This is a genomic window from Microvirga medicaginis, assembly GCF_052658925.1.
Map to the genome: position 1 here is coordinate 87,350 of NZ_JBQWEL010000005.1, position 12,384 is coordinate 99,733.

General features: G+C 63.7%; 10 protein-coding genes and 1 pseudogene. 6 read left to right on the top strand and 5 right to left on the bottom strand.

Translation table 11 applies throughout. The features are described from left to right. Positions 1 to 2: 2 nt before the first annotated feature. The 5 genes and pseudogenes from ACUXUR_RS09000 to ACUXUR_RS09020 form a co-directional block, all read right to left on the bottom strand. The gene (locus tag ACUXUR_RS09000) at positions 3 to 1,124 is read right to left on the bottom strand and encodes a site-2 protease family protein (RefSeq protein ID WP_445502011.1); all 1,122 of its coding nucleotides are present in this window, start codon (positions 1,122 to 1,124) and stop codon (positions 3 to 5) included. 816 nt (positions 1,125 to 1,940) lie between these two features. Beyond that, positions 1,941 to 3,269, bottom strand: a pseudogene (locus ACUXUR_RS09005) (PQQ-dependent sugar dehydrogenase); the annotation flags it as partial. Beyond that, on the bottom strand, positions 3,262 to 3,726 hold the full coding sequence (locus tag ACUXUR_RS09010; RefSeq protein ID WP_445502012.1) for a DUF2231 domain-containing protein: 465 nt from the start codon (positions 3,724 to 3,726) through the stop codon (positions 3,262 to 3,264). The gene ACUXUR_RS09010 and the pseudogene ACUXUR_RS09005, both read right to left, overlap by 8 nt. Before the next feature lie 195 nt (positions 3,727 to 3,921). Beyond that, a complete protein-coding gene (locus tag ACUXUR_RS09015) occupies positions 3,922 to 4,464 on the bottom strand; it encodes an MOSC domain-containing protein (RefSeq protein ID WP_445502013.1) in 543 nt (180 codons plus the stop codon). Between the two features lie 4 nt (positions 4,465 to 4,468). Continuing rightward, positions 4,469 to 5,701 (bottom strand): argininosuccinate synthase, encoded by a 1,233-nt coding sequence (locus ACUXUR_RS09020; RefSeq protein WP_445502014.1) that lies wholly within the window; start codon positions 5,699 to 5,701, stop codon positions 4,469 to 4,471. Positions 5,702 to 5,879: 178 nt separating this feature from the next. Between ACUXUR_RS09020 and ACUXUR_RS09025 the strand changes: the two genes are divergently transcribed. The 6 genes from ACUXUR_RS09025 (at position 5,880) to ACUXUR_RS09050 (ending at position 12,373) form a co-directional block, all read left to right on the top strand. Next, positions 5,880 to 6,509: a 2-hydroxychromene-2-carboxylate isomerase gene (locus ACUXUR_RS09025; RefSeq protein WP_445502015.1), complete on the top strand. Its 630-nt coding sequence runs from the start codon at positions 5,880 to 5,882 to the stop codon at positions 6,507 to 6,509. Positions 6,510 to 6,936: 427 nt separating this feature from the next. Beyond that, complete coding sequence (locus tag ACUXUR_RS09030; protein ID WP_445502016.1) at positions 6,937 to 8,232, top strand: MFS transporter; 1,296 nt, start codon at positions 6,937 to 6,939, stop codon at positions 8,230 to 8,232. Positions 8,233 to 8,572: 340 nt separating this feature from the next. Beyond that, complete coding sequence (rpsA, locus tag ACUXUR_RS09035) at positions 8,573 to 10,270, top strand: 30S ribosomal protein S1 (protein WP_445502017.1); 1,698 nt, start codon at positions 8,573 to 8,575, stop codon at positions 10,268 to 10,270. A 416-nt stretch (positions 10,271 to 10,686) separates the two neighbouring features. After that, complete coding sequence (gene sppA / locus ACUXUR_RS09040; protein ID WP_445502018.1) at positions 10,687 to 11,655, top strand: signal peptide peptidase SppA; 969 nt, start codon at positions 10,687 to 10,689, stop codon at positions 11,653 to 11,655. Between the two features lie 26 nt (positions 11,656 to 11,681). Then, complete coding sequence (gene ihfB / locus ACUXUR_RS09045) at positions 11,682 to 11,996, top strand: integration host factor subunit beta (RefSeq protein ID WP_047188125.1); 315 nt, start codon at positions 11,682 to 11,684, stop codon at positions 11,994 to 11,996. 17 nt (positions 11,997 to 12,013) lie between these two features. After that, entirely contained in the window at positions 12,014 to 12,373 is a 360-nt protein-coding gene (locus ACUXUR_RS09050; protein ID WP_445502019.1) for a lipopolysaccharide assembly protein LapA domain-containing protein, read from the top strand. The last annotated feature ends 11 nt before the right edge of the window (positions 12,374 to 12,384 follow it).

The window sequence follows — 12,384 nt, forward strand, 5'->3', positions numbered from 1 at the left end:
CCTTAAAAGCCGCCCTGGACGTAGGATCGGCGGGTCCGGAACCGCCAATCCGGGCGGATGCTGCGCACCATCATCATCTCGCCGAGGTTTTCGGGCGTCAGGAGCCCGATGAGCCGCTGATCCCGGTTCAGGACCAGAAGGGCAGGGGCCCTCGTCTTGTTGAGCAGGGCGACGGCGGCATCGAAAGGCTGCCAATCCAGGATCGTCGGCAGGTCCTGGCTCATCACGTCCAGCACCGGCGTCGCGGGTCCGCCCTGCCGCAGCGCCACGATCAGGCCGTCGCGGGTCAGGAGACCGCGCGGCATCCCTGCGCCGTCCACCACCGGAAACTCCTTCTGCGAGGTGCGCAGCATCAGGTCCACGGCATCGTCCAGGGTCGAGGAGGTGGAGAGCGTCTCGACCGGGCTGATCATGCCCGCATGCACGGGCAGCCCCTGGGTTGCGCCCCGGAAGGACACGTCCTGCGCTTCGGCCGAGGCGGCGAGATAGATGAAGAGGGCGATGATGATCAGCATCGGATTCCAGAACAGCCCGAGGAACGCGAACAGGAAGGCCGCACCCTGGCCGATCCGCGCCGCGACGCGCGTGGCCTCCGCATAGTTCATGCGCATGGCCAAGGCCGCGCGCAGCACCCGGCCGCCATCCATGGGGAAGGCGGGGATCATGTTGAACACCACGAGAAAGATGTTGGCGGCGGCCAGCCGCATCATGAGACCGGCGCGCGGATTTTCGAGCTCCGTCATCGCGGCGGTGTCGAGGCTGAATCCGAGAAAGAGAATGATCGCGCCTGCGATCACCACGTTCACCAGGGGACCTGCGATCGCGACCACCAGCTCCTCGCGGGGATTGTCGGGAATGCGCTCGAGGCTCGCCACGCCGCCGATGGGCCAGAGCGTCACCTCGGGCGTGTTGATGCCGTAGCGCTTGGCCGCGAAGATGTGTCCGAATTCATGGGCCAGCACGCAGGCAAAGAGCAGCACCATGAACAGCACGCCTTCGACGGCTGCCGCCTGCCCGCCTGAGCGCCACTGCCCCGCGCCGATCCAGACCAGAAACAGCAGGAAGGTCACATGAATGCGCACCATGGTACCGGCAATGCGCGCGACAGGAATGGACCAGGGCATGAGGATCTCCAAACAGGCCTTCCGATGCTCAAGGTAGGGCAAGGGAGAGATTGCGGAAGTCAGGAGAAGTACGGGCAGCGAGCAGAAATCCGGTCGGAATTGTCAAAGAGCATGCAGCAGCGGCCTCGGAGCCGTGCGGCATTCCGAGGGTGATCGGTCGAGGGGGCGCGAGGAGCGGTCCGGCTCGATCTGAGGTATAAGCGTGGAACCGAACGGCTCCTCGCGCACGGCTTTTTTTAGGCGGACAGGCGGCACCGGCTCCGTCAACCGCCGCAAGCGGACACCGCAGCAGTCGCGTTTCGACCTGCGGGCGGCTTGTGACCGATCCGAGCCCGACTTGCACAGCCTGGGCCTCCCGTCGAGTCGATCTGCGTCGGATCTCCTCACGGGACCGCTCCCGACCCCGCAGTCACGACGCCTCGCGAGCGCGCCCCCGGCAGGTCGGGATGCAGCAGATGTAACTCAGTTTAGGCATATTGTCAAGAACAGAGTGAGAACATGTTCCGGCTGCACCCTCCCGCCTGCCGCAGCCTCTCGCGTCATCCCCGGCCGTGGGCCGGGGATCCACGTCTTCATGGCTCAGCGGGTCCAAGACGGGGAGGGCCGCATCAGGTGCGGCCATGCCGGTGGAGGGGGCGGCACAAAGCAACAGGACTGGAATGACGGGGAGAGCGGCTGTGACCTTCTGCTCGCCGCCTCGCTTGAGAGGACCGGGTACCTCCAGTTGAGCTGACAGCCGGGAAGCCCGGCTGGCGCTCTCCCCCTCTGCCCGCAATGCTCCTCGTCTTGGCCCTATTGACTCTGCGGGACCGGGGCGCTGGCTGCCACACGCCAGACGGTATTGCCCGCATCATCGGCGATGAGGAGGGCGCCGGTGCCGTCGATGGTAACTCCGACGGGCCGGCCGCGGGCCTGGTCACCCTCCAGGAACCCGGTGACCACATCCTGCGCCTTGCCGGTTGGCCTGCCGTTCTCGAAGGGCACATAGACCACCTTGTAGCCATTGAAGGTATTCCGGTTCCAGCTGCCGTGCTCGCCGATGAAGGCGCCGTTCCCATAAGGCTCCGGCAGGCTCGAATTCATCGAGAAGGTCAGGCCGAGCGCCGCGACATGACTGGACAGGGCGTAGTCGGGCTTGATCGCTTGTCCCACCATATCCGGTCGCGGCGGGTGCACCCGCTTGTCCACGTGGTTGCCATAATAGCTCCACGGCCAGCCGTAGAAGCCGCCCTCCTGCACGGAGGTCAGGTAATCCGGCACGAGATTGGGGCCGAGTTCGTCGCGCTCGTTCACGACCGTCCAAAGGATTCCGGTTTCGGGATGGAACGTCAGACCGTTCGGGTTGCGCAGGCCGGAAGCGTAGACCCGGACAGCGCCTGTCGCGCGGTCCACCTGCCAGATCGCGGCCCGGCCCTTCTCGGCCTCGAGCCCGCGCTCACCCGCATTCGAGTTGGAGCCGACCGAGGCATAGAGAAAGCGCCCATCGGGGCTCAATGCCAGATCCTTGGTCCAATGGTGGTTGATCGGCCCTCCCGGAAGCGGCGCCAGCTCCTTCGGCTCAGCCGTGATCTTCGTCTCTCCGAGCTGGTAGGGATAGGCCAGGATCGCATCGGCTGCGGCCACGTAGAGCGTGCCGTCGCGCCAAACGACACCGAAGGGCGAGTTGAGCCCCGTCAGCAGGTCCCTGCGCTCGTCGACCTGCCCGTCGCGGTTCGTGTCCCGCAGAAGCGTGATCAGATTGCTCTTTTTCTGCGGCTCGCCGCCGCCGCCCTTGGCAATCGACATGATCCATTCGCGGATCACGTCCTTGGGCCGGGCCAACGGCTTGCCTTCGGGTGCGCGCGATTGCACGACGAGCACGTCGCCGTTCGGCAGCGTGCGCACCAGGCGCGGGTTGACGAGGTCCTTGGCGTAGGCCGTCACCGTGAGGCCCTGGGGGACCCTCGGCGTCTGACCCTCTTTCCAGCCGACGACCTCGGCCACCTTCAGGTCGGGCATGAGCTCCGCGCTGGGCTCCGGCAGGACCGGATCGGGGCCAATCTGGCTGAGGACGTCGAAGTTTTCATTGCCGCCGTTGCAGCCGCCGAGCGCGAGGAGACAGAGTCCGGCGATGACGGCGCAAGGCCGTCGGAAGCGATCAGTCATAGGTGCGCACTCCCCCGCCAGGACCATGAGCAAACGAGGTGCCAAGCCAGACCGTTACGAGCATGGCCAGCACCGTCAGAGCCGAGAGAGTGAGCCCCCAGGGCATGATCGCGGTCCAGCCATCGGCCGCATGCACCAGATTGTTGAAGAAAGCCAGGACCAGCACGATGAGAGTGCCGATGACGGGAGGCCAGCCAAACCTCACCGCGCGGGTTCCGAAGCGGACCAGGACATGGATTGCACCGAAAACAGCCGCAGCGACGCCAAAGACGATGCCCGCCAACAGCAGCCAAGTGGAGAACTCCAGCCACATCAGATAGGACGTCCGCCAGTAGGTGATGTCCGTCACGAGCGCGAGCGTGAAGCAGGCGATGGGAAAGGACGCCAGGATCGTGTGGATCGTGTGTCCGGCAATCGCGGCGGTCGATGGCGGATGCTGGACATGGGACGCCGGCATCGGGTCTCCCTCAATCGATGAGACTCTCTGTCTACGGCCGAGATTCGGTTAAGTTCCCCGTTCTCCTCCGAGGGTGCCGTCACATTCACGAGATGGGAGCGATGGGTCACCGGGCGGGATAAATGAAGCGTGCGCCAAAAACGAAAATGGCCGGGACATGCCCGGCCATGATGCGGTACGCCGCATCGGACGTTCTCAAACCCGCTCAAGCCGCCGATATGGTTCTGTCGGCAGGGTGATGGAAATCGGGTCGCCTGCGTAAACCTCTCCGCCTGCCAGCACGATCCCCATCACGCCCGCCTTGCGGACGAGCTGGCCTTCGCCGTCGCGGTCGAGAACCGCCGCCATAAGGCCTTTCCGAAAGCGGTCGATCTGAACGCAAGGATTGCGCAGGCCCGTCAATTCCACCATGGCGGATGAGCCGATGTGCAGCTTGGTGCCGACAGGAAGATTGAGAAGATCGATGCCGCGTGTGGTGATGTTCTCGCCCATCTCTCCCGGCGCGACGGGGAAGCCTTTCGCGGCAAGCTCGTCGAACAATTCGGCGTGGATGAGATGAACCTGGCGCAGGTTTGCTTGCGTGGGATCGACTTTCACGCGCGAGCGGTGCTTCACCGTTTCTCCCGCGTGAGCGTCACCTTCGATGCCGAGATCGGCCATGAGCCGGATGCTCTCCGCATTCGGCTTGGAAAAGGAATGCGTCGGGCTGCGGCTGACGGCAACGACCGACGCATTCATTGTCTCAAAGCCCCAGCTTCTTCTTGCGCTGGGCCAGCGTGCGCAGGCGCAGGGCGTTGAGCTTGATGAAGCCCGCGGCGTCGCGGTGGTCGTAGGCCACGGCGCCTTCCTCGAAGGTCACGAGATCCTGGTCGTAGAGGGTATAGGGGCTCTCACGGCCGATGAGGTGGACGCCGCCCTTGTAGAGCTTGAGCGTCACTTCGCCGGTGACGAATTCTTGGCTTTTGTCGATCAGCGCCTGGAGCATCTCGCGCTCCGGCGAGAACCAGAAGCCGTTGTAGACGAGCTCGGCATATTTCGGCATCAGCTCGTCCTTCAGGTGCGCCGCGCCGCGGTCGAGGGTGATCGACTCGATGCCGCGATGGGCGAGGTGAAGGATCGTGCCGCCGGGGGTCTCGTACATGCCGCGGCTCTTCATGCCCACGAAGCGATTCTCGACGAGATCGAGACGGCCGATGCCGTTGAGGCGCCCCAGCTCGTTGAGCTTCGCGAGAAGGTCGGCCGGACCCATCTTCTGGCCGTCGATGGCGACCGGGTCGCCTTTCTGGAACTCGATCTTGATCACGGTCGGCTTCTCGGGGGCCGTCTCCGGATCGTTGGTGCGCGAATAGACGTAATCCGGCACTTCCAGGGACGGATCTTCCAGCACCTTGCCCTCGGAGGAGGCGTGCAGGAGGTTCGCGTCGACGGAGAACGGGGCCTCGCCGCGCTTGTCCTTGGCGATCGGAATCTGATGAGCCTCGGCAAAGGCGATCAGCTGCTCGCGGGAGCGCAGATCCCACTCGCGCCAGGGGGCGATCACCGTCACGTCGGGCTTCAGCGCATAATAGCCGAGCTCGAAGCGCACCTGGTCGTTGCCCTTGCCGGTCGCGCCGTGAGCGACCGCATCGGCGCCGACCTTCTCGGCGATCTCGATCTGCTTCTTGGCGATCAGCGGACGGGCGATGGAGGTGCCGAGGAGGTACAGGCCCTCGTACTGCGCATTGGCGCGGAACATTGGGAAGACGTAATCGCGCACGAACTCGTCGCGCAGATCCTCGATGAAGATGTTCTCCGGCTTGATGCCCAGCAACTCGGCCTTCTTGCGGGCGGGCTCCAGCTCCTCGCCCTGGCCGAGATCGGCGGTAAAGGTCACCACCTCGCAGCCATAGGTGGTCTGCAGCCACTTGAGGATGATGGAGGTGTCGAGGCCGCCGGAATAGGCGAGCACGACCTTGTTCACGCGCTTCTCAGCCATGGTCGAAGTTCCAATGATAAAGGTTCCCGCGACTTAGCCGGGAAGGCTTTTGAGCGCAACGGCAAAAGCTTTAAGTGCGACATGCTTATGGGGCATTCCTGCCTACCAAAAGGGATGCCTATCCAAGAACCGAGGGATGCCTTAGCTCCTCTTTGCCTCAAGGGAAGGAGAGGTGCCCATGGTCCGTCGTCCGCAATGCGAGTTCTGGTACGAATTCGCCTCCACCTATTCCTATCTTGCCGCCATGCGCATCGAGCCGCTGGCGGAGGCAGCGGGCGTCGAGCTCGTCTGGCGGCCGTTTCTCCTAGGTCCCGTCTTCAAGGCGCAGGGGTGGGACACCTCGCCCTTCAACCTCTATCCGGCCAAGGGGCGGTACATGTGGCGGGACATGGAGCGCGAGGCCGTGCGCTTCGGTCTTCCCTTCTACAGGCCCAGTCCTTTCCCGCAGAACGGGCTGCTTGCCGCCCGCATCGCCCTCACCGGCCTCGACCGGGGCTGGACGCCGGTCTTCACCAAGGCGGTCTACACGGCCGAGTTCGGGGAGGGGCGGGACATCTCCGACCAAGAGGTGCTCTCCGGCATCCTGGCGGGTCTGGGCCTCGACCCGGAGGAGGTCATTGCGGACGCCCAATCGGACACCAACAAGACCCGCCTGCGGCGCCTGAACGACGAGGCGCTCTCCCGCGGCATCTTCGGCGCACCGACCTTCTTCGCCGAGGACGGCGAGATGTTCTGGGGCAATGACCGGCTCGAACAGGCCCTCGACTGGGCCGTCACCCAGGCGAAGCGGTCGGAGATTCCTCTCTAGCGCATCGTGCGGACCCGAAGGGCCGCGTCAGCGAAAAGTGGATCCGGTTTTCCGCACGATGCGCTCACTAAGTGAGATAGCATCGGATGGATCCCAAAAGTGCAAGTTCACTTTTGGGTCCGATGCTCTAGAAGGTCCCGGAGGCGCGGATGTGGCGAGTGCCTCTTTAGTCGCAAAGGACGAAGCGCCGCCGAGAGATTTTCCAGAAATATCAAAAATTTATATCAGGCCTAGCGGTGGTCGTCCGGCGGCATTCAGCCTGCTCGTTTGACCAAGCGTCCTGCCGGGCGTATGTCCGCAGCAACCATAACGGCCGCAGTGGACGCCAACGCTGCTGCTCCCCCTTCCAAAAAGCCTCTGCCCCTCCTTGAGCCATGCGCTTTCCGGCGCGGTGGAGCGCATCCCATTCTTGGAAAGAAAAATCCTCATGCTCATGCAGAATACGCTTGCGGATCGCAGGCAGCGCCTGAAATCGATCATCGGCGGCTCCGCCGGCAACATGGTCGAATGGTACGACTGGTACGTCTATTCCGCCTTTACCCTCTATTTCGCACCCATCTTCTTTCCCAAGGGCGACCAGACCGCTCAGCTTCTGAGCGCTGCAGCCGTGTTCGCCGTCGGCTTCGTCATGCGCCCCATCGGGGCCTGGATCATGGGCATCTACGCGGATCGCAAAGGCCGCAAGGCGGGCCTGACTCTCTCGGTCACGCTCATGTGCCTCGGTTCGCTCATGATCGCCGTGACCCCCGGCTACGAGAGCATCGGAACGCTCGCGCCCGTCATCCTGGTTCTGGCGCGCCTGATCCAGGGCATCAGCGTCGGCGGCGAGTACGGCGCCAGCGCCACCTATTTGAGCGAGATGGCCGGCAAGGACCGCCGCGGCTTCTTCTCGAGCTTCCAGTATGTCACGCTGATTTCCGGTCAGCTGCTGGCGCTGGGCGTGCTGCTGATCCTGCAGCAGGTCCTGCCCGAACAGGACCTCGAGGCCTGGGGCTGGCGCATTCCCTTCGCCATCGGCGGCGTTCTGGCCGTGCTCGTGTTCTATCTCCGCCGGGGTCTTTCCGAGACGCAATCCTACAAGAACGCTCAAGGCTCGAAGGAGCCCCGCTCCAGCGGCATGACGCTCTTCGTCAAATATCCGCGCCAGGCTTTCACGGTCATTGCGCTCACCGCCGGCGGCACGCTCGCCTTCTATGCCTACACTACCTACCTGCAGAAGTTCCTGGTCAACACTTCGGGCTTCGGGCGCGAGACGGCGAGCCAGATCACGGCGGCGGCCCTGTTCGTGTTCATGCTGCTGCAGCCGGTGGCGGGCGCCTTGTCGGACCGCATCGGGCGTAAGCCGATCATGGTGGGCTTCGGCATCTTCGGCGTGCTGTTCACCTACCTGATCTTCTCGACGCTTGCGGGCACCAGGGATCCCCTCATGGCCTTCGCCCTCGCGATGGGAGCCCTCGTGATCGTGACCGGCTACACCTCGATCAACGCGGTGGTGAAGGCCGAGATGTTCCCGGCCCATATCCGCGCGCTGGGCGTCGCGCTTCCCTATGCCATCGCCAATACGGTGTTCGGCGGCACGGCGGAATACGTGGCGCTCTGGTTCAAGCAGGCCGGCATCGAATACGGCTTCTTCGTGTACGTGACCGTGATGATCGGCCTGTCCCTCATCGTGTACCTGCGCATGAGGGACACCAAGCACCACAGCCAGATCCACGAGGATTGAGGCAGCCTTACCGCTCCATGGGCCTCTCAAGGCACTCGCCGGGAGGCTCATGGGGTTGAAAGCCTTGTGATCCAAGGCCATTTGCGATAAAGGAACGCCCATCAGACAGACATTGACGGTGTGCTGAGTTCGCGGGTGCGTGATGCGCGCCTTGTAAGCGTTCCGCTAAGGTCTTGATGATAAAAGCGTTTCCATCCGCCGGTGATACGCCGGCCCGCTTTCGAGTGGTATGCCTTGGACATGGCCCTAAAGGGGCGTCCCGGGCAGCGGCGGAGGGAGGCGATCCATTAACACCAGCCGCCGGCGTTGCCCCTTAAACGAGGGCCATTCAGGAGAACCTATGTCTGCAGCTTTCCAGCAGCCGAGCCGTGAAGATTTCGCCGCTCTGCTCGAAGAATCCTTCCGCACGTCCGAGATCAACGAAGGCTCGGTGGTGAAGGGCAAGGTGGTCGCCATCGAGAAGGATGTCGCGGTCATCGATATCGGCGCGAAGACCGAGGGTCGCGTCGCTCTGAAAGAATTCACCGGCCCCAACCGCGACCGTGAGATCAAGGTCGGCGATGAGGTCGAGGTTTATGTCGAGCGCATCGAGAATGCGCTGGGCGAGGCCGTCATCTCCCGTGACAAGGCCCGCCGCGAAGAGTCGTGGGTGAAGCTCGAGAAGGCCTTCGAGGCCGGCGAGCGCGTCAACGGCACCATCTTCAACCAGGTGAAGGGCGGCTACACGGTCGACCTCGACGGCGCCGTGGCGTTCCTGCCCCGCTCGCAGGTCGATATCCGTCCGGTCCGCGACGTCACCCCGCTCATGGGCGTGGCTCAGCCGTTCCAGATCCTCAAGATGGATCGCCGTCGCGGCAACATCGTCGTGTCGCGCCGCACGGTTCTCGAGGAGAGCCGCGCCGAGCAGCGCTCCGAGCTCGTGGCCAACCTCGAAGAGGGTCAGGTCATCGACGGCGTGGTCAAGAACATCACCGAGTACGGTGCGTTCGTTGATCTCGGCGGCATCGACGGCCTCCTGCACGTCACCGACATGGCATGGCGCCGCGTCAACCATCCGTCCGAGGTCGTAACCATCGGCCAGACGGTGAAGGTGAAGATCATCAAGATCAACCACGAGACGCACCGCATCTCGCTCGGCATCAAGCAGCTCCTGGCCGATCCGTGGGAAGGCATTGCCGCCCGCTACCCGGTCGGCGCCAAGCTGAAGGGCCGCGTCACGAACATCACCGATTACGGTGCGTTCGTTGAGCTCGAGCCCGGCATTGAAGGCCTGATCCACGTCTCCGAGATGTCCTGGACGAAGAAGAACGTTCACCCCGGCAAGATCATCTCCACCTCTCAGGAGGTTGAGGTCGTGATCCTCGAGGTCGATCAGGTGAAGCGCCGCATCTCGCTGGGTCTGAAGCAGACGCTGCAGAACCCGTGGGAAGCCTTCGCCGAGAAGCACCCTGTCGGCTCCGTCGTCGAGGGCGAGGTGAAGAACAAGACCGAGTTCGGTCTCTTCATCGGTCTCGAGAACGACGTCGACGGCATGGTCCACCTCTCGGACCTCGACTGGAACCGTCCGGGCGAGCAGGTCATCGACGAGTTCAAGAAGGGCGACATGGTTCGCGCTCAGGTTCTCGACGTCGACGTGGAGAAGGAGCGTATCTCGCTCGGCATCAAGCAGCTGGCGGGCGATCCCTTCGCCGAGGCCGGCGAGTTCAAGAAGGGCCAGGTCGTCACCTGCGAGGTTCTCGAGGTGAAGGACGGCGGCCTGGAGGTGAAGATCGTCGATACCGACCTCACCACCTTCATCAAGCGTTCGGAGCTCGCTCGCGACCGCGCCGATCAGCGTCCCGAGCGTTTCGCTCCGGGTGAGAAGATCGACGCCCGCGTCACGCAGTTCGACCGCAAGGCTCGCCGCGTCACCCTCTCCATCAAGGCCCTCGAGGTCGCTGAGGAGAAGGAGGCCATGGCTCAGTACGGCTCGACCGACTCGGGCGCGTCGCTCGGCGACATCCTGGGCGCGGCCCTCAACAAGGCCGGCAAGAAGTAATCTCTCTCTGATCGTCAGAGCGTGATGGATCCCCGGGCTCCGGCCCGGGGATTTTTTGTTTCAGGATGTCCTATCAGCTCTCGCTCTTCCCCTCCCCGCAAGGGGGAGGGAACATGCGCCACATCTTGCTTGTCCAATTCACAAAAAAGCCCCGCGCGATCCATCGCGCGGGTTTTTTGTTGGATGGATCTCTTGCCGCCCTATCTGCCTTCACGGCGCATCGTGCGGAACTGGAGGGCTGCGTCAGTGACCCGAAGGGCCGCGTCAGCGAAAAGCGGCCTCGGCTTTCCGCGCAACACGATGCGCTCCTTAAGGAATCGGGCATCGGAGGGATCCCAAAAGTGGTTTCCACTTTCGGGCCCGATGCTCTAGGGTGCTGCCTCCACACATCAGTGAACCGAGTTAGAGACGAACCGATGTCCATCGATGCCGAAGCCATTGCCGACCGCCGCCGTCTGCGCCGCAAGCTGTCTTTCTGGCGCATCGCGGGGTTCTCCGGGTTGATCGCTGCCGTCGCCGCCATCGGCTATGCTGCCGCGGACCGCATGGGCTATGGCGGCGTGCAGCAGCAGATCGCCCGCATCTCCGTCGACGGCCTGATCACGGGCAATCAGCAGCGCATGGCGGACCTCATGCAGCGGGTCGCGGATTCCAATCTCGTCTCCGGTGTCGTGATCTCCGTCAACAGCCCCGGCGGTACGACGACCGGCTCCGAGGAGCTCTACCGGAACATCCGCCGTCTCTCCGAGAAGAAGCCGGTCGTGACCTTCGTCGATGGCACGGCCGCTTCCGGCGGCTACATCACGGCCATTGCCTCGGACTACATCGTCGCCCGCGAAACCTCGCTCGTGGGCTCCATCGGCGTGCTGTTCCAGTATCCCGATCTCTCGGGACTGCTGAACACGGTCGGCGTGAAGGTGGAGGAGGTGAAGTCCTCGCCGCTCAAGGCGGAGCCCAGCCCTTTCAAGCCCACGAGCCCGGAAGCCCGAGCGGCCCTCCAGCACGTGGTGGGCGATACCTATGACTGGTTCAAGAACCTCGTTCGCGAGCGTCGCCGCCTGAACGAGGGCGAGCTTGCCGCGGCCTCGACAGGCCAGGTCTTCAACGGTCGTCAGGGCCTGCCCATGAAGCTCGTGGACAAGGTTGGCGGCGAGCGTGACGCCGTCGCCTGGCTGGAGCAGGAGCGAAAGGTTCCGAAGGATCTGCCGATTCGGGATTGGAAGCCGCGCTCCGACCGGGATATTTCCCTGTTTGCCATGGCGGCGACGGCTGTCGACCTCCTGGGTTTCGAGAAAGTGGCCGAAGCCCTGCGCAGGACGGAGGCTCATGCTGGGATTGCCCAGCTTGACGGTCTGCTGGTCGTCTGGCAACCTTCCGAAAAATAAAAGCACCATCAAAGATATAGCTTCTCATGATCAAGTCAGAACTCGTGCTCAAAATCGCTGAGCAGAACCCGCATTTGTATCAGCGCGACGTGGAGAAGATCGTGAATGCGATCCTCGACACCATTGCCGATGCGCTGGCTCGCGGCGATCGGGTGGAGCTGCGCGGCTTCGGCGCGTTTTCGGTGAAGAAGCGCGATGCCCGGACGGGCCGCAACCCGCGCACGGGCGAATCCGTTTCGATCTCCGAAAAGGTTGTTCCTGTCTTCAAGACGGGTAAGGAAATGCGTCAGCGGCTCAATGCTCCGGCATCCAAGGTGATGAAGGCGGCTGCCGCGCAATAACGATTGAAGAGGCGCTCGTGATTCGCTTCCTGAAGGCACTCATTCTCCTGCCGATTGCGATTCTGGTGATTCTGCTGGCGGTGGCGAACCGCGCGCCGGTGACCCTGTCGCTGGATCCGTTCTCGCAGGAGGCACCTGAATTCGCGATGCAGTTGCCCCTCTTCGCCGTGATCTTCGCCGCCGTCATGGTGGGCGTCGTGATCGGCGGCATGGCGAGCTGGCTCGCCCAGGGCAAAACCCGCAAGGCCCGCCGTCGCTACCGCCGCGAGGCGGACCAGCTGCGCCACGAGACCGAGCGCCTGCGCAGCCAGAATACGGCGGCCGGCCTGCCTGCAACGCTGCCGTCTCCGCAATCATCCCGATTCCAGGCTCTCTAGAGCGTCCCCTC

Bases quoted from the DNA above. Each gene is read 5' to 3' on its own strand.
- ACUXUR_RS09015 (WP_445502013.1), bottom strand. From the start codon at position 4,464: ATGAATGCGTCGGTCGTTGCCGTCAGCCGCAGCCCGACGCATTCCTTT.
- ACUXUR_RS09025 (WP_445502015.1), top strand. From the start codon at position 5,880: ATGGTCCGTCGTCCGCAATGCGAGTTCTGGTACGAATTCGCCTCCACC.
- sppA (WP_445502018.1), top strand. From the start codon at position 10,687: ATGTCCATCGATGCCGAAGCCATTGCCGACCGCCGCCGTCTGCGCCGC.
- ACUXUR_RS09000 (WP_445502011.1), bottom strand. From the start codon at position 1,124: ATGCCCTGGTCCATTCCTGTCGCGCGCATTGCCGGTACCATGGTGCGC.
- rpsA (WP_445502017.1), top strand. From the start codon at position 8,573: ATGTCTGCAGCTTTCCAGCAGCCGAGCCGTGAAGATTTCGCCGCTCTG.
- ihfB (WP_047188125.1), top strand. From the start codon at position 11,682: ATGATCAAGTCAGAACTCGTGCTCAAAATCGCTGAGCAGAACCCGCAT.
- ACUXUR_RS09010 (WP_445502012.1), bottom strand. From the start codon at position 3,726: ATGCCGGCGTCCCATGTCCAGCATCCGCCATCGACCGCCGCGATTGCC.
- ACUXUR_RS09030 (WP_445502016.1), top strand. From the start codon at position 6,937: ATGCTCATGCAGAATACGCTTGCGGATCGCAGGCAGCGCCTGAAATCG.
- ACUXUR_RS09020 (WP_445502014.1), bottom strand. From the start codon at position 5,701: ATGGCTGAGAAGCGCGTGAACAAGGTCGTGCTCGCCTATTCCGGCGGC.